This is a genomic window from Methylobacterium sp. V23, from assembly GCF_002917135.1.
In the GTDB taxonomy this organism is placed as follows: Bacteria; Pseudomonadota; Alphaproteobacteria; order Rhizobiales; family Beijerinckiaceae; genus Methylobacterium.
Genome location: NZ_PDHT01000016.1, coordinates 44,931 through 61,074, shown reverse-complemented (window position 1 = coordinate 61,074; position 16,144 = coordinate 44,931). Strand labels below are relative to the sequence as shown.

Genomic DNA, 16,144 nt, shown 5'->3' with positions numbered 1-16,144 from the left:
CTTGCGAGTGCTCCGGAGCGCCTGCGGCGTCCGGAGCTTATCCGCGTTTGCGAAGAGCCTTGAAGCGCGTGTGACCGGGCCCGATCATTCCGAGTCGGGACCGGCTGATGGGCGTTCGGCGAAATCGCCGTCAAGACTTGTGTTAGGATATATTTCCCGTACTGTTGGCGTTCCGGCGCGTGGCGCTGTCGTCCTGAGTACTGGAACAAACCATGAACGTTGATCGGACTGTCCCGTCGATCGCTGCCGTGCAGCCGGCCCAGGAGCACGGCCCCCGGCTCGCGCGCCCTCAGCCCGCCCGTCGCGGAAGCGAGACGCTGGGCACCGAAGCCCGTCGTTTTCTCAACGCCCTGGCGCAGGAAGGGGCCTACGCGCTGCCCGATCCCACCGAGACGGAGGACTGGATTGTCCGGGAGGGCGGTACCGGCATCTCCATCGGGGGTGGTCGCTTCGGACGAAGCGCCGGTGCCGAACTGCTGGCCCATGATCTGGCGGAACACGGCTCGGGACGCCCGGCCCGCATGACGATCAGCCCGGCGGGACGGGCGCGGCTGCGCAGGGAGGCGGCCGGCTCGCAGACACCGTATCTCGCCCAGCATCTCGATCTCGTGAGCAGCTCCCTCGCGCCGGATCGGCCGGTCCGGGATGCATCCGAGAGCCCCCTGGCCTGGATGGCACGGCGGCGGGATCGCGACGGCACCCCCCTCATCGACGCAGCCTGCTTCGAGGCGGGGGAACGCCTGCGACGGGACCTGACCGGGGCGGCGCTGATGCCGCGGATGGGTCAGGATTGGAGCGGTGTGAAGGTCGATGGATCAGGTCCGCGGGATCCGGCCGCAGGCTCCAACGCGATGCTGGCCGCTCGCCAGCGGGTTCGGGCGGCCCTCGACGCTGTCGGCAGCGACCTGTCCGGCCTGCTGATCGACCTGTGCGGCTTCCTCAAGGGCCTCGAGCGGATCGAGGCGGAGCGACGCTGGCCGGCCCGCTCGGCGAAGGTGGTGGCGCGCATCGCCCTGGCGCGCTTGGCCGAACATTATGGACTGGAGCGCGCCGCGGTCGGACCGGACCGTGCCCGCCCGCGCCTGTGGCGGGACGCTTCGCTGCACGCCGCGCGGCGGAGCTGACAGGTTCTAGGCGGCCGTCAGGCGGATCGCGTCCCGGTGGATGCGCTCCGCCATGGCCCGGACGCCGTTGGAACGCTTCGAGGTCAGATGGGCCCCGAGCCCGATCTCCTTGAAGGTCTGGAAGACATCGACCTTGGCGATGTCTTCCGGCGCCTTGCCGTCGTGCAGGGCCATGACGAGGGCAATCAGCCCCTTGGTGATCACGGAATCGCTGGTCCCGCGCAGGTGCAGGCGGGGCGGGGCCTCGGCGCGGTCGATACGGGCATCGACCCAGACCTGGCTCTCGCAGCCATGGACTCGGTTCTCCTCGGTCAGCAACGCCTCCGGGAACGGCGGTAGGGCTCGCCCGAGTTCGATGAGGTACTCGTAGCGGTCCGGCCCCTCATCGAGGATGCTGAAGTTGTCGATGATCGTCGCAATGTCTGGAAGCATGGGTGGGGGAACGGCTCCTGCGCAGCGGCACCCTCGCGCATATAGTTCATCCCATCGCCAATGCGATCCTCAGGACGGCTGCGCGAGGACCTCGGGCAGTTGCAGTTCCAGGGGCTCGGCGGCGGTGCCGACGCCCCGAACGGCGATCTCGGCCTGGGACGCATAAGCGGCAATCAGGCGAGGGCCGAGATTTGGTACCTCGAGCTTGCCAGGGGCAGCGCCCTCCCCCGCGCCGGAGACGATGCTCAGGCGCACGGGGCCGCCGGCTGCCGCGTCGATCTGGATCGCGATAGCGCAAGCGACCGTCTCTGCGGTGGTGTCGAGGCATTCCGACACCACCTCGGCGACGATCATCCCCAGGGCGTTGGCGGTGCGCGGCTCGACCAGGCTGCTGCCGTGACCGCCGACGGTCACGCCGATGCGCCCGGCCCGGCGCAATTGGCCGAGGCCGGAGGCGAGACGGTGCAGGTAGTCGCGCAGGTCGATGGAGGCGATGTGCGGTGCTTCGTGCAAGTGCTGCTGCACGAGGGCGATGGCACGGACCCGCTGACCGAGCGCCTCGAAGCTGCCTCGGCAAGGGGCCGGCGCGGCGCGGCCGTAGAGGCCGATCAGGCTGACCATCACCTGGAGGTTGTTGCGCACCCGGTGGTAGACCTCGGCGAGGAGCGCCTCCTTCTCCACCAATGCGCGCTCCGAGTGCTCCTCGGCATGCTTGCGGTCGGTGATATCGAAGCAGGTCCCGAGGAAGCCGACGAAATCGCCGTTCTCGAGCAAGGGCTTGGCGGTATCGAGAAGCCACCGGTAAGCGCCGTCGTGCCGGCGCAGGCGGAACTCGGAGGTGAAGGGTTCCTGGGCGGCGAAGGCCTTGGCCACGATGGCGGCATGGCGCTCGAGGTCGTCGGGATGCAGGCCGCGGCGCCAGCCGTGGCCGAGTTCCTCCTCGACCGAGCGGCCCGTGAAGGCGAGCCAGGACTCATTGTGATGGACGGCGGCTCCCTGGGGATCGGCACGCCACATCATCAGAGGCACGAAATCGGCGAAACGCCGGAACTCGCCGCACCCCATAACACTCACCGATGCCGCCTCGGTCGACGGTGTGTCCGCGGCCATGATGTCTCGATCCACCCGTTCCAAACACCGACCCCGCCCGAGCCAGCGCCGGTCAACGTGCCGGGCATGGGCCCGTTCCGATCCTACGTTGTGATGGGGGGCCGCCATCCGCTGCAGGCATGGATGCCGCGGTACAGCCCCACCGTCAGAGCATGCTCGGCAGGATCCGGTCGGGCGGGCGGTGCCCGTCCATGAAGGTCTTGATGTTGATGATGACCTTTTCGCCCATGTCGACGCGGCTCTCGTGGGTGGCCGAGCCCATGTGGGGCAGCAGCACGACCTTGCCGGCGCGGGCGAGCTTGACCAGGCGGGGGCTGACCGCCGGCTCCTGCTCGAAGACGTCGAGGCCGGCCCCGGAGATGTCGCCGGCCTCGAGCAGGCGGGCGAGGGCGGTCTCGTCGATGACCTCGCCGCGGGCGGTGTTCACCACCACGGCCTCGGGCTTGAGGAGCTTGAGGCGGCGGGCCGAGAGCAGGTGGTAGGTGGCCGGCGTGTGCGGGCAGTTCACCGACACGATGTCGACGCGGGCCAGCATCTGGTCGAGGGATTCCCAGTAGGTCGCGTCGAGGTCGCGCTCGATCTGCGCCGGGACGCGCCGGCGGTTGTGATAGTGGATCTGCAGGCCGAAGGCCTTGGCCCGGCGGGCCAGGGCCTGGCCGATCCGGCCCATCCCGACGATGCCGAGGCGCTTGCCGGTGATTCGGCGGCCGAGCATCCAGGTCGGCGACCAGCCGGTGGTCCAGGCGTCGTCCGGAATGATCCGGGCGCCCTCGGTGACCCGGCGGGCCACGGCGAGGATCAGCGCCATGGTCATGTCGGCGGTGTCCTCGGTGAGGACGCCGGGGGTGTTGGTGACGGTGATGCCGCGCTCCAATGCCGCGGCGACGTCGATGTGGTCGACGCCGTTGCCGAAGTTGGCGATCAGCCGCAGGTTCGGGCCGGCCTGGGCGAGAAGGCCCGAATCGATCTCGTCGGTCACGGTCGGGACCAGGACGTCGGCCTCGCGCACGGCCGCCATCAGGGCGTCGGGCGCCATCGGGGCATCGTCGGTGTTGAGTCGGATCTCGAAGAGCTCGCGCATGCGCGCCTCCACGACCTCGGGCAGACGCCGCGTGACGACCACGAGCGGCTTGCGCTTCAACGACGACATGCACCCTCCCCGCGAACGGTGTCGGCCAGCCCCGATCCGACCCGGCCGGTCTCCGGCGCGATCTCCGATGCGAGGGCGACACCGCCGGCTTACCGCGCGTTAACCACGCACCGGTCAAGACATTCGAGACGACCGGGCCGACGGCCGGAAGGCCACGACCCCAGGGTCCTCTCGACCCTGAGGCCTCTCTACCAGAGAGGCCGCGGAACACAATGCACGCCGGGGCCGGCCGCCAGCCTTCGGCCCGCAACCGGACAGCGTGAAGGATCACCGGACGATGCGCGCGCCTGCCCTGCTCCTCACCCTCGCGACCCTCCTGTCGGCCGGCGCCGCCGCGGCTGCCCCGGCCTCGGGGGCCGGCCCCGACGTCGCCCTGGGGCCGGTGACGAAGCTGCCGCTGCCGCGCTACGCCAGCCTGAAGACCGACCGGGTCAACCTGCGCGAGGGGCCCTCGAAGGACCACCGCACCCTCTGGGTGTTCCAGCGCGCCGGCCTGCCCGTCGAGATCGTCGCCGAGTTCGAGACCTGGCGCCGCATCCGCGATTCGGAGGGCACCGAGGGCTGGGTGCTGCACTCGCTGCTCTCGGGCCGGCGCACCTCCATCGTCACCGCCGGCAAAGCAAGTGACAAGGGCGGCGACAAGGCCCCGGTGCCGCTCTACGCCAAGGCCGACGAGGCCTCCGGCGAGGAGGCCCGCCTCCAGGCCGGCGTCATCGGCAGCGTCAAGACCTGCACGGGCACCTGGTGCCGGATCATCGTGGCGCTGCCGCAGCGGCGCGGCGACGTGGACGGCTACATCCGCCAGGAGCGGCTCTGGGGCGTCTACCCCAACGAGAAGGTCGAGTAGGCCGCCCCCGCGGGACGGGCGCCGCTCACGATTGCCGCATGAAGGTGTCAGGTGTGCCTGTGCCGTCGCTGACGAAGCGGATGTCGCGGGGCTCGCGCCGGGGCGTGTCGACGGAGAGGAACACCATCGGCTGCTCGAGGATCTCCGGCACCGAATGCACCACGCCGCGCTTGAAGAACACCAGCTTGCCGGGGCCGACCTCCACCGGCGCCTCGTCGCCGAACTTCATCAGGCAGCGCCCGGACAGCACGTAGAGGTACTCGTCGCAGGAGGCGTGGCTGTGCGGCGGCGTCGGGTGGTAGACCCGGAACACCCGGGCGCTCGCCGCCGGATCGTCGGTGAAGCGGTGATCCGCCACCATGGTGTCGGAGGTCTCGGGCAGGCGCGCGGCCTGCTCCGCCACGTCGAAGACGCCGTGCGCCGTCAGGCTGTCCGTACTCATCGCCCGCGTGTCCTTCCTGTTCCTCGGATGTCCGACAGCCTAGCGGAAAACGCAGCGCCGGGGAGCCTGTCGGCCCGCCGATTCCGCCGTCCCGTCCCAGCGGACCGGACGGCTCGGGCTCGGCGGCGCGGCGGCGTGGTGCGCGCGGAGGCGGGCCGGGCGCGGAGGACGCGCGTCCCGCCGTCGATGCGCCCCGCCTGCCGGATGGTCCGGCGGGCCCGGGCGGCGGGCCGGCCTCACGCGGAGGCTCGTTGCGCCTCGGGGGCCCCCTGGGCGGCGCCGGTCCAGTTCCGGAGGAACCAGGGTATGCGCGCGCCGATCATCGGCTTCGCGTAGAGGTAGCCCTGCGCGTAATCGCACCCCATCCGGACGAGCTGCTCCGCCTGCCCCCGGGTCTCGATGCCCTCCGCCGTGACCTGGAGATCCAGGCTGTGCCCGAGGCCGATCACCGCCGCCACGATGGCGGCGTCATCCGGGTCCTTCTCCATGTTGCGCACGAAGCTCTGGTCCACCTTGATGTGGCCCACCGGGAACTGCTTCAGATGCGTCAGGGACGCGAAGCCCGTCCCGAAATCGTCGAGCGTCACCATCACGCCTGCGTCGTGCAGGCGCTGCAGCGTCTGCGGCACGCAATGGGAGCCCTGGCCCAGGAAGACGGTCTCCGTGATCTCCAGTTCGAAGGCGGCGGCCGGGACCTGGAACTGCTCCAGGACGGCGAGGACGTGGCCGGCGAGATCCGCCTTCCGGAACTCGGCGGAGGCGAAGTTCACCGCGACGCGACCGAAGGCGAGGGCGTCCCCGTGCCAGCTCCGCATGTCGGCGGCGATCTGCCGGATCAGGCAATCCCCCAGGGCCGTGGCGAGCTCGGGATCCTCGAAGACCAGCCCGAAATAGCCGGGCGTCACCAGGCCGTGGGTCGGATGCTGCCAGCGCGCCAGGGCCTCGAAGCCGACGACGGCGCCGGTCCGCAGGCAGACCTTGGGCTGATAGAAGGGCACGAAGGCGCCGGCGTCGATCCCGGCGCGGATTTCGGCGATGAGGCCGACGCGGTGTTCGGTTTCGGCGCGCATGGACGGATCGAACACGACGGCGCGGTTCCGCCCCGACGCCTTGGCGCGGTCGAGCGCGATATCCGCATCCTTGAGCAGTTCGAGGCCATCGCGGTGATGGTCGGGAAACGCGGTGATCCCGATGCTGGCCTTGCAGGTGAGGGCGCGGCCGCGATAGCTCAGCGGCGCGCGAAGCCGCTCCAACAGCGTCGATGCGAACGGAACCGCGTGCGCGAGCCCCGGCGCCTCGGTCAGGAGCAGCGCGAACTCGTCGCCGCCGAGGCGCGCCACCGCATCCCGCGGGCCGAGACCGGCCCGGAGGCGCTGGGCGACCTCGACGAGCACGGCATCTCCCACGTCGTGGCCCAGGGTCTCGTTCACGTCCTTGAACCCGTCGAGGTCGATCAGCAGCAGGCTGACGCACGCCCCCGCCCGCTCGGCCTCCGTCAGCGCCGCCTCGAGCTGCTGCAGGAAGAAGGCGCGGTTGGCGAGGCCCGTGAGGCCGTCGTGATGGGCGACCGACCAGGCATGCTCCTCGGCGCGCTTGCGGTCCGTGATGTCGAAGGTGATGCCCACGATCCGGTCGTCGGTGACCCGATCGGCCCGCATGATCAGCCACATCATCGGCCCCGCGGGATGGAAGTACCGGAACTCGACCGCGTGCGCGGTTCCGCCATAGGCGACGAAGTTCTCGACCTGCGGCCGGTCGGCCGGGTGGACCTGGTCGATCAGCAGCGCGATCGACCCCGAGCCGATGCCCAGGAGGGCCATCGCGTTGGCCGAGCGGGTGGCCAATCCCGTCGTCATGTCCCGCTCCCAGGCGACCATGCGCCCCGCCTGGAGCGCCAGGCGCAGGCGCTCCTCGCTGCTGCGCAGGGCGGAGTTCGCCTCGCGCTGCTCGGTGACGTCGTGCATCGCCCCCACCATGCGGAGGGCCCGCCCGGCCTCGTCCCGGACGATGAAGCCCCGGTCGATCACCTCCGCGTAGGTATCGTCGACGCGCAGGAAGCGGTACGCCTCGTCCCACCGGTCGTCCGGCCCCCCGACGGCCTCCTGGACGGAGGCCAGGACGCGGGCCCGGTCATCCGGGTGGATCCGGCCGGCCCACGATGCGCCGCCCTGGTCGCTTCCGGAATCGCCTTCCCCGAAGAGATGCGGAGCGGCCTCGCTCCACTGGGTCTCGTCGGTCGTCAGGTCCCAGTCCCAGACGGCGTCGCGCGTCGCACGCACGGCGAGGCGATGGCGCTCCTCCTGGATGCGCAGCGCTTCCGTGGCCTGGCGCGCCTCGTGGATGTCCGTCGCGACGCCGACCCACTCGACGAGCCGGCCGGTTTCGTCCTTCAGCGGAACGGCGCGGGCCGAGATCCAGCGGTACCCGCCGGACGCGTGGCGGGCCCGGTACTCGACGACGCCGGTCTCCGCCGTGGCAGTGATCCGCCGCCACGCCGACAGCGCATGGGTGCGGTCCTCGGGATGGACGACGTCGAGCCATCCGTCGCCCCCGGCGGCCCCCTGGTCCTGGCCCGTCTGGCGTTCCCAGCCCCCGCTGTCGATGATGCGGCCATCCGGGCCGGCCCGCCAGACCGTCGAGGCGCTGGCGTCGATCAGCGCCGTGTAGCGCTTCAGGATCCGCTGCAATTCGCCCTCGGCATCGGCATCGGCCTGCGGGACGCGTTCGGAGGACCCTGCGGGCACCGGGGCGGTCGGCGCGCAGGCCGGGCTTCCCGCGTCCCGCGCGCCCGCGACCAGCACCCGGTTGCGGCCCTGCCGCTTGGCCTCGTACAGGGCGACGTCCGCGGCCTCGAACCACGCCTCCGTCGTCAGGCCGGGGCCGTGCGCGGCGTGCACGACGCCGCAGCTGACCGTGACGACGCCGTGATCCTGGCCGGCATGCGGCATCCCTTCCGCGACGATGGCCTGACGGACGCGCTCGGCGCAGGCGAGTGCCTCCGCCTCGGTCGCAGGTGAGAGGATCAGCGCGAATTCCTCGCCGCCGATCCGGCAGGCGAGACCGCCCGTGGCGCGGGCCTCGCGCATCAGGGTGGCGGCGATGGCCTTCAGCACCCGGTCGCCCGCCAGGTGACCGTACAGATCGTTGTAGCGCTTGAACCGGTCGGTATCGAACAGCAGCAGCGCCATGGCGTCCGGCCCGGCTTCTGCGCGGCCCGCCGCCAAAGCCTCGTCGAACTGCCGGCGGTTCGCCAATCCCGTCAGGGCATCGGTGCTCGCGAGGCGGACGAGTTCGAGGCGCGTCCCCTCCGCGGCGTCCTCCGCGCTGATCCGGCGGCGCAGCTCCCGATGGAGGAAGACCGACAGGACGCTCGTGGCGGCACACATCGCGACCAGGACGAGGGCGAGGGACAGGGCCTTGGGCCGCCAGGCCTCGTTGATCGAGGCGATGCTCAGGGCCACGTTGATGCGCAGCGGCCAGCGTCCGACGCGCTTGAAGGTGTACAGGCGGTCGACGCCGTCCATGGACGACGAGGCGATCAGCTGGCCGGAATCCTCCCGGATGAAGCGCTGGACGCTGGCCACGGAAGACATGTCGCGGCCGGGCAGGAGCGAGTCGGCGGGCGTTCGGACGAGCAGGACCCCGTCGTCGTGGAAGAGGTTGATGGCGGCCTTCGCCTCGGTGTTGAGGCGGCGGAAGATCTCCGTGAAGTAGGCGATCTCGATGGTTCCGATGACGACGCCGGCGAACGACCCGTCCGCGTAGCTGACGCGGCGGCTCAGCGGCAGCACGAACCGGCCGCTCACGCCGGACCGCATCGGCCGCCCGAGATGCAGCCCGAGATCCGCACGGTCCCGGTGGATCCGGAAGTACCGGCGGTCCGACGCGTTCAGGCGGCGCGGAACGACCGAATGGGAATCGACGTAGGCTTGTCCGTGCTCGTCCAGGACGAAGATGGAGCCGAAACCCGGTGCCGAGGAGGCCCGGTCGAAGAGCGCGAGCCGCCGGACCTCCGGGGAGATGCCCTCCAGCTCGGGCGATTGCAGGCGCTCGACGACGGCCTGGAGCGAGAGATCGTAGAGCTCGATATCGCGGTCGAGGGTGCGCTCGGCACTGCGGAGCAGGGTCTCCGACGTGAGGGTGGCCTGGCTCCAGGCATGCTCGCGCATGTTCAGGACGACGCCGCCGGTCATGGCGCAGAGAACCACCACGACCGCCACACTGAAACCCGTGATCACGCGCGAGAGGTGAGTCGGGCGCTCCATGTTCAGCGTGTGCGGGCGTGACACCGTGGGACCCAGACAAGAAACCACCGATCGGAAGCGAGATCGTGCTGACAAAATACTAAGATCGCGTTGCCACCGCAGGCAGTCGTCGGAAGTCTTCGGCTCGAGATCGGGCTCCCGAAGATCTCAGCGATCTCGATCCCCGTCCGATACCGTACTGAGGCGCGCAAATACCTGCTATTTTCTCGAACGGACGCTCCAGGCTGCATCGTGTCAGGCCACCGCAAAGCCGCGGACTTCGGAGGTCTGCCGGTCGGCGCGCGAATTCTGCCGACCGCGCGACCGCCCCGCCGGCGGGTGCCGCGCCGGCAGCCGCGATCCCGGCCCCGCGGGACACCCCGGCGATCTATGAATAAAGTCAGAATTAGGATTATATGTTTGACACCGCGACGCTCCTGGGGTATCCCTACGGCACGCTCAGGAAGTGTGGGTGGCAAGGGAGGCGGCGATGGCGAAGCTCGTGCCGATCGTCGCGTCGATCCGCGGGGCCGTCGAGGCGGCCATGCGGGACACCGCGCGCCCCGTCACCGCCATCGCGGCTGAGACCGGGGTGCGGGTCACCACGATCCGGACCTGGAACAAGCGCTTCGGCTGGCGCCCCGCGGCGGCGACGGCCTCCACGGCCTTCACCCCCGCGCGCTGGAAGCCGGCGCGGCGGGCGGCGGTGGCGCGGCTCTACCGCGAGGACTGGATCGACATCGGCGACCTGGCCCAGGCCCTGGGCGTAGCCCGGCACCGGGCCGAGGCCCTGTTCGCCCAGTGCGGCCTAGAGGGACGCCGGCCCGGCGAGGTCGGGCGCGCCCTGGGCCTGGACACCGATCCCCGCCGGATGCGGGCGGCGCTCCGGGCGCAGATCGCCCGGCAGATCCTGCATTTCGACGCGGCCCTGAACGGGGCGGCGGGCGTTCCGGCCTTCGACAGCGCCCGGGTCCTGCGGGATCTCGGCGGGCTGAAGCGCCTCCTCGACGAGACCACGGATGACGGGCGGGGAGAACGCGATGGCTCGGCATCCGGCGACAGCGGCGGTTCGTCCGGCGATCGGTTCGCCGGCGATGAGCCCGCCGATGATCTGCCCGCCCTGCGCGCGGAGATCGCGCGCCGTGCTGAGGCGCTCGGCGGCGAGCGGGCGGATGCCGGTCCTGCTGGCGAGCCTGCCGCCGGCCCAGATCCGGGCCCTGGCGACGGACTGGCTCCTGGCGGCGCGCGACGACCAGCTTCCGCCCTGCCCGGCCCTGGCGGACTGGACCACCTGGGCGGTGATCGGCGGGCGCGGCGCGGGCAAGACCCGGACGGGGGCGGAGTGGGTCCGCGCCCTGGCGCTGGGTGACCCGGCCTTCACCGCCCGCCCGGTCGGGCGCATCGCCCTCGTGGGCGAGACCTTCGCGGATGTCCGCGACGTCATGGTGGAGGGGCCTTCCGGCCTCCTCGGCCTGCCCGGGCAACGGCCGCGCTGGTCGCCCTCGCGCCGGCGCCTCGAATGGGACAACGGCGCGGTCGGCCTCGCCTTCTCGGCCGAGGAGCCGGATTCCCTGCGCGGGCCCCAGTTCGGCGCGGTCTGGTCGGACGAGATCGCCAAGTGGCGCTACGCCGAGGCCGCCTACGACATGATCCAGTTCGGCCTGCGCCTGGGGCACCGCCCGCGCGGCCTCGTCACCACCACGCCCCGGCCGATCCCGCTCTTGCGGCGGATCCTGGCGGATCCGCTGACCGTGGTCAGCCGGGCCCGCACCGCCGACAACGCGGCGAACCTCGCCCCGGCCTTCCTCGCGGCGGTGGTGGGGCGCTATGCCGGCACCCGCCTCGGGCGCCAGGAGCTCGACGGCGAGCTGATCGCGGACCGGCCCGACGCCCTCTGGCAGCGCGACCGCCTGGAGGCCGCCCGCGTCCCGACGGCGCCGGACGCCCTGCGCCGCATCGTGGTGGCGGTGGACCCGCCGGCCTCCTCGAAGGCCGGGGCGGATGCCTGCGGGATCGTCGCCGCCGGCCTCGACGCCGCGGGCCACGCCTACGTGCTGGCCGACGCCACCCTGGCCCGGGCCGCCCCCGAGGCCTGGGCCGCGACGGCGCTGGCGCTCTACCACCGCCTCGCGGCCGACAGCCTCGTGGTCGAGGTCAACCAGGGGGGCGAGATGGCCACCGCCGTCCTGCACCAGGTCGACGCCGCCGTGCCGGTGACCCCCGTGCGGGCGACGCGCGGCAAGTACCTGCGGGCCGAGCCGGTCTCGATGCTCTACGCGCAAGGGCGCGTCCACCACGTCGGCGCCCTGCCGGCCCTGGAGGACGAGCTCTGCGATTTCGGGCCGGACGGCCTCACCTCCGGCGCCTCGCCGGACCGCCTCGACGCCCTGGTCTGGGCCCTGACGCACCTGCTCCTGCGCAGCGGCCCCGAGCCGCGCATCCGGCGCCTCTGACCGCCGTTCCACACCGATGCTTCCGCGAGGCCCCGATGGCGAACCTCCTCTCCCGGCTCGTGCGCCGGGCCGCCCCCGACACCAAGGCTGCACCGGACACCAAGGCTGCCCCCGACACCAAGGCCGCGCCCCTCGCGGCACCCTTTGCGAGCGTCGGCGTCGCCTTCTACGGCGAGGGCCGGGCCTCCTGGACGCCGCGGGACATCGGGGCGCTGGCCCGGGCGGGCTTCCAGCGCAACGCCATCGTCCACCGGGCCGTGCGGCTGGTGGCCGAGGCCGCCGCCGCCCTGCCGCTCGGGCTGGCGGGGGCCGGCGTCGCCGAACCGCACCCGCTGACCGCGCTGCTGGCCCGGCCGAACCCGCGCCAGGGCGGCGCGACCCTGCTCGAATCGCTCTACGGGCACCTGATGGTCTCGGGGAACGCCTACCTCCAGGCCACGGGCCTCGACGGCGTGCCCCGCGAGCTCCACGCCCTGCGTCCCGACCGGATGCGGGTGGTGCCCGGCCCCGACGGCTGGCCGGCGGCCTACGACTACGCGGTGGGCGGCCGCACCCTGCGCTTCGACCAGGGCGGGGACGGGGTGCCGCCGATCCTCCACCTCACCCTGTTCCATCCCACCGACGACCATTACGGCCTCGCGCCGATGGAGGCGGCGGCCGCCGCCCTCGACATCCACAACGCGGCGGGGGCCTGGAACAAGGCGCTGCTCGACAACGCCGCCCGGCCCTCCGGCGCCCTGGTCTTCGCCACCGCCGCCGGCGCCACCCTGAGCGACGCGCAGTTCACCCGGCTCAAGGGCGAGCTCGAGGCGAACTACCAGGGCGCCGGCAATGCCGGGCGGCCCCTGCTGCTGGAGGGCGGGCTCGACTGGAAGCCCCTGTCGCTCTCGCCCAAGGACATGGATTTCGTCCAGGCCAAGAGCGGCGCCGCCCGCGAGATCGCCCTCGCCTTCGGGGTGCCGCCCCTGCTGCTCGGCCTGCCCGGCGACAACACCCACGCCAACTACGCCGAGGCCAACCGCGCCTTCTACCGCCAGACCGTGATCCCCCTGGTGCGCCGCACCGCCGAGGCCCTGGCCCACTGGCTGGAGCCGGCCTTCGGCCCCGCCCGCCTGGAGCCCGACCTCGACGCCATCGAGGCCCTGGCCCCCGAGCGCGAGAGCCTGTGGCGCCGGGTCCAGGCCGCCGACTTCCTCACCGAGGCGGAGAAGCGCGAGGCGGTGGGCTACGGGCCGCGCTGAGGTCGGACGGTCCGCCGACCCGAGCCGCGGATCCTGTGTCTCAGGACCCGTCCGAACCCGGAGGATCCGTTTCGGACCGGCTCGCCAGCCGCACCTGCGCCGACCCGGAGCAGCGGACGAACGCCACCGGGTAAGCCGGAACGTACCGGTCCTCGGAGACGAAGACGGCGCCCTCGGCCTTCGCCTGGGCGATGAGCAGGTGATCCCACGGATCCCCGTGCTGCCGGGGAAGGTCGCCGAGGGCCGGCAGATGCGCCGGGGTGATCCCGACGCTGTCGAAGCCCTGGTCCCGCACCGCGTCGAGGATGCTGCCGAGATCGGCCTTGAGCTGTCCGACCCGCACCTTCCCCTGGATCTCCCAGAGGGACGCGACCGAGACGCGGACGTCGTTGGTGGGGTCCGCGATCAGGTCCTGGGCGGCCCGGCCGAGTCTCGGGTCTGCGAGCAGCCACCAGAGCAGGGCGTGGGTGTCGAGGAGAAGCCTCACGCCTTCTCGCCCTCACGCCTCCTCACCCTTCGCATCTTCGCCCTCCGCATCCTCGCCCTCCGCATCCTCGCCTTCCATGGCGGCCAGCAGCTCAGGGGGCAGGACATCGAGATCCGGTGCCCTGTCGATCTGCCCGCGCAGGGTGCCAGGCCGGCGCCGACCTGACGGCGGGGGCGGCGGAACGATCGCGATCACCGCGTGGCGGGCAGTCACCGCGAAGGACGCGCCATGGCGCACCTGGCGCATGAAACCGGCGACGTTGCCGCGAAACTCGCGCACGCCGACCTTTCGCGTCGGCTCCGGTGACACCTCGTCGTCGTGGGCCACGACCCGCCTCCACTGTGCACACACGATGTGGACACCGGGGAGCCAAGCGGTCGACGCGAACCGCCCGGGTCCGTCGCACCGCGGCTCTCCCCCGGCCCCGCCCCTTACAGGGTCCCGACCGGGACAGCCCGGACAAGGATCCGATCGGGGGACCGTCCCCCTCTCAATCCCCGCCGCGGAGTCTCCCATGGACGGCCATTTTACCGGCTATGCCAGCCTGTTCGGCGTGCTCGATCTCGGGCGCGACGTGGTGGCGCCGGGCGCCTTCGCGGCCAGCCTCGCGGCGCGGGGCGTCGCGGGGGTGCGGATGCTCTGGCAGCACGATCCGGCCGAGCCGGTGGGACACTGGCTCGCCCTGCACGAGGATGCCCGCGGCCTGCGCGTGGCGGGCCAGCTCAACCTCGCGGTCCAGCGCGCCCGCGAGCTCGACGCCCTGCTCGGCGCGGGCGGCCTCGACGGGCTCTCCATCGGGTTCCGCACGGTGCGGGCGCAGCCCCAGCGGGGCGGCCTGCGCCGGCTCGAGGCGATCGACCTGTGGGAGATCTCCCTGGTCACCTTTCCGCTCCAGGCGGGCGCGCGGATCGCGGCCCCGGTCCAAGCCGGCGCAGCCGTGATCCAAGCCGGGGCAGCCCCGGTCCAAGCCGGCGCAGCCCTGGCGCAGGACATCCGGGCCCTGGCCCACCGCATGGCGCCGCCCCGACGCGCGGCTTCCCCCTTCACCCGGCCCGGGCCCCGGCCCGCCGCCATCCTGCCCGCCCGCCCCGCGAGGTTCGCATGACCGTTCCCGTCCCGTTCGAGACCCACGCCGCCGCCCCGCACGCCCCCGAGGTGAAGGGCGCCCTGCCGCTCCTGGAGGACAAGGCCGCGGGCCGCGTCCCGCACGAGCCGGCCCCGAACGATCCGGGGGTGGCCACCGCCATGGCCGAGCTCGCCCACGCCTTCGAGGCGTTCAAGGAGACCAACGACGCGCGGCTGGCCGCCATCGAGGGCCGCGCCCCCGGCGACGTGCTCACCGAGGAGAAGCTCGCCCGCATCGACGCCGCCCTCGATACGGCGCGCACCCGGCTCGACCGCCTCGCCCTCGACGGCCGCCGCCCACCCCTGGGACAGGGTGCGCCGGCGCCCCGGGACGCGGCCAGCGTCGAGCACAAGGCGGCCTTCGACCTCTACGTCCGGGCCGGCGAGAGCGGCGGCCTGAAGCGGCTCGAGGAGAAGGCCCTCTCGGCCGGCTCCGGCCCGGATGGCGGCTACCTCGTGCCGGCCGAGGTCGAGCGCATGGTGCTGACCCGCCTCGCCAACCTGTCGCCGATCCGGTCGCTGGCCACGGTCCGGGTCATTTCCGGCGGGCAGTACAAGCGCGCGGTCTCGGTGCGCGACGCGGTCTCGGGCTGGGTCGCCGAGACGGCGCCGCGGCCGCAGACCGACACGCCGCTCCTGTCCGAGCTGACCTTCCCGGCCATGGAGCTCTACGCCATGCCGGCGGCGACGCAGACCCTCCTCGACGACGCCATCGTCGACCTCGATTCCTGGCTCGCGGACGAGGTCGAGACGGCCTTCGCCGAGCAGGAGAGCACCGCCTTCGTCACCGGCAACGGGGTCAGCCGCCCGCGCGGCTTCCTGACCTACGACCTCGTGGCGAACACCGCCTGGGTGCCGGGCAAGATCGGAACCGTCGCGACGGGCGTCTCCGGCGGCTTCGCGGCCGCGAACCCGTCCGACGTGCTGTTCGACCTCGTCTACGCCCTGCGGGCGGGCTACCGGCAGAACGCCACCTTCGTGATGAACCGGCGCCTGCAGAGCACGATCCGCAAGTTCAAGGATTCGGACGGCAACTACCTGTGGCAGCCGCCCCTGGCCGCCGACCGCGCGGCGACCCTGATGGGCTTCCCCGTGGCGGAGGCGGAGGCGATGCCGAACGCGGGCGCCAACAGCCTCTCGCTCGCCTTCGGCGATTTCCGCCGCGGCTACCTGGTGGTGGACCGCGCCGGCTTGCGGGTGCTGCGCGACCCGTACTCGGCCAAGCCCTACGTGCTGTTCTACACCACCAAGCGCGTCGGCGGCGGCATCCAGGACTTCGACGCCATCAAGCTCCTGGCGTTCGCCGCCTGAGCCGGACGCCCCCGGACCCCCGGGTCCGGGGGCGTCGCGTGACAGAACACGGGTGTTGATTTCAGGGTACAACCCACGGGCATGCCACCTCCTGGGCGATTCCAGACGGATCCGCGGCGTGACACGCTCCCGATTTTGCCTCAGAACAACCTCAAGTTAAATTCTAGGGCGTGTGGGC

The 16,144-nt window shown here is 72.2% G+C and carries 13 protein-coding genes; 6 read left to right on the top strand and 7 right to left on the bottom strand.

The features are described 5' to 3' along the window. Positions 1 to 212 precede the first annotated feature (212 nt). Positions 213 to 1,124, top strand: coding sequence for a DUF6456 domain-containing protein (locus CRT23_RS16195; protein ID WP_245436291.1), 912 nt, complete (start codon positions 213 to 215; stop codon positions 1,122 to 1,124). A gap of 6 nt (positions 1,125 to 1,130) precedes the next feature. Here CRT23_RS16195 and CRT23_RS16190 read toward each other — a convergent pair whose 3' ends face one another. The 3 genes from CRT23_RS16190 to CRT23_RS16180 form a co-directional block, all read right to left on the bottom strand. Next, the gene (locus CRT23_RS16190) at positions 1,131 to 1,556 is read right to left on the bottom strand and encodes a SufE family protein (protein WP_055945943.1); all 426 of its coding nucleotides are present in this window, start codon (positions 1,554 to 1,556) and stop codon (positions 1,131 to 1,133) included. 69 nt (positions 1,557 to 1,625) lie between these two features. After that, positions 1,626 to 2,666 (bottom strand): PAS domain S-box protein, encoded by a 1,041-nt coding sequence (locus CRT23_RS16185; protein WP_055945946.1) that lies wholly within the window; start codon positions 2,664 to 2,666, stop codon positions 1,626 to 1,628. 145 nt (positions 2,667 to 2,811) lie between these two features. Then, positions 2,812 to 3,816 (bottom strand): D-glycerate dehydrogenase, encoded by a 1,005-nt coding sequence (locus CRT23_RS16180; RefSeq protein WP_055945949.1) that lies wholly within the window; start codon positions 3,814 to 3,816, stop codon positions 2,812 to 2,814. A 277-nt stretch (positions 3,817 to 4,093) separates the two neighbouring features. Here CRT23_RS16180 and CRT23_RS16175 point away from each other — a divergent pair, with 277 nt between their 5' ends. Further along, on the top strand, positions 4,094 to 4,663 hold the full coding sequence (locus CRT23_RS16175; protein ID WP_103710509.1) for an SH3 domain-containing protein: 570 nt from the start codon (positions 4,094 to 4,096) through the stop codon (positions 4,661 to 4,663). A gap of 25 nt (positions 4,664 to 4,688) precedes the next feature. On the opposite strand, the gene CRT23_RS16170 is transcribed toward CRT23_RS16175, so the two are convergent. Further along, a complete protein-coding gene (locus CRT23_RS16170; RefSeq protein ID WP_103710508.1) occupies positions 4,689 to 5,105 on the bottom strand; it encodes a cupin domain-containing protein in 417 nt (138 codons plus the stop codon). Positions 5,106 to 5,341: 236 nt separating this feature from the next. Continuing rightward, on the bottom strand, positions 5,342 to 9,394 hold the full coding sequence (locus CRT23_RS16165) for a diguanylate cyclase (protein ID WP_146056406.1): 4,053 nt from the start codon (positions 9,392 to 9,394) through the stop codon (positions 5,342 to 5,344). Between the two features lie 1,127 nt (positions 9,395 to 10,521). Here CRT23_RS16165 and CRT23_RS16155 point away from each other — a divergent pair. Both CRT23_RS16155 and CRT23_RS16150 read left to right on the top strand, forming a co-directional pair. Continuing rightward, positions 10,522 to 11,802: a terminase family protein gene (locus tag CRT23_RS16155; protein ID WP_103710506.1), complete on the top strand. Its 1,281-nt coding sequence runs from the start codon at positions 10,522 to 10,524 to the stop codon at positions 11,800 to 11,802. Between the two features lie 35 nt (positions 11,803 to 11,837). Further along, a complete protein-coding gene (locus tag CRT23_RS16150; protein ID WP_103710505.1) occupies positions 11,838 to 13,043 on the top strand; it encodes a phage portal protein in 1,206 nt (401 codons plus the stop codon). 40 nt (positions 13,044 to 13,083) lie between these two features. On the opposite strand, the gene CRT23_RS16145 is transcribed toward CRT23_RS16150, so the two are convergent. Together CRT23_RS16145 and CRT23_RS16140 are read right to left on the bottom strand one after the other, a co-directional pair. Then, positions 13,084 to 13,530: a type II toxin-antitoxin system VapC family toxin gene (locus CRT23_RS16145; RefSeq protein ID WP_103710504.1), complete on the bottom strand. Its 447-nt coding sequence runs from the start codon at positions 13,528 to 13,530 to the stop codon at positions 13,084 to 13,086. A 12-nt stretch (positions 13,531 to 13,542) separates the two neighbouring features. Continuing rightward, positions 13,543 to 13,857, bottom strand: a complete 315-nt coding sequence (locus CRT23_RS16140) for a prevent-host-death protein (RefSeq protein WP_103710503.1) — start codon at positions 13,855 to 13,857, stop codon at positions 13,543 to 13,545. A gap of 187 nt (positions 13,858 to 14,044) precedes the next feature. Here CRT23_RS16140 and CRT23_RS16135 point away from each other — a divergent pair, with 187 nt between their 5' ends. Together CRT23_RS16135 and CRT23_RS16130 are read left to right on the top strand one after the other, a co-directional pair. Further along, positions 14,045 to 14,635, top strand: a complete 591-nt coding sequence (locus CRT23_RS16135; RefSeq protein WP_103710502.1) for an HK97 family phage prohead protease — start codon at positions 14,045 to 14,047, stop codon at positions 14,633 to 14,635. Positions 14,636 to 14,775: 140 nt separating this feature from the next. Next, positions 14,776 to 15,966, top strand: coding sequence for a phage major capsid protein (locus CRT23_RS16130; protein ID WP_103710552.1), 1,191 nt, complete (start codon positions 14,776 to 14,778; stop codon positions 15,964 to 15,966). Positions 15,967 to 16,144 lie beyond the last annotated feature (178 nt).

Excerpts from the sequence above, each read along its gene's own strand:
- CRT23_RS16195 (WP_245436291.1), top strand. The coding sequence starts at position 213 with ATGAACGTTGATCGGACTGTCCCGTCGATCGCTGCCGTGCAGCCGGCC.
- CRT23_RS16190 (WP_055945943.1), bottom strand. The coding sequence starts at position 1,556 with ATGCTTCCAGACATTGCGACGATCATCGACAACTTCAGCATCCTCGAT.
- CRT23_RS16185 (WP_055945946.1), bottom strand. The coding sequence starts at position 2,666 with ATGGCCGCGGACACACCGTCGACCGAGGCGGCATCGGTGAGTGTTATG.
- CRT23_RS16180 (WP_055945949.1), bottom strand. The coding sequence starts at position 3,816 with ATGTCGTCGTTGAAGCGCAAGCCGCTCGTGGTCGTCACGCGGCGTCTG.
- CRT23_RS16175 (WP_103710509.1), top strand. The coding sequence starts at position 4,094 with ATGCGCGCGCCTGCCCTGCTCCTCACCCTCGCGACCCTCCTGTCGGCC.
- CRT23_RS16170 (WP_103710508.1), bottom strand. The coding sequence starts at position 5,105 with ATGAGTACGGACAGCCTGACGGCGCACGGCGTCTTCGACGTGGCGGAG.
- CRT23_RS16155 (WP_103710506.1), top strand. The coding sequence starts at position 10,522 with ATGCCGGTCCTGCTGGCGAGCCTGCCGCCGGCCCAGATCCGGGCCCTG.
- CRT23_RS16150 (WP_103710505.1), top strand. The coding sequence starts at position 11,838 with ATGGCGAACCTCCTCTCCCGGCTCGTGCGCCGGGCCGCCCCCGACACC.
- CRT23_RS16135 (WP_103710502.1), top strand. The coding sequence starts at position 14,045 with ATGGACGGCCATTTTACCGGCTATGCCAGCCTGTTCGGCGTGCTCGAT.
- CRT23_RS16130 (WP_103710552.1), top strand. The coding sequence starts at position 14,776 with ATGGCCGAGCTCGCCCACGCCTTCGAGGCGTTCAAGGAGACCAACGAC.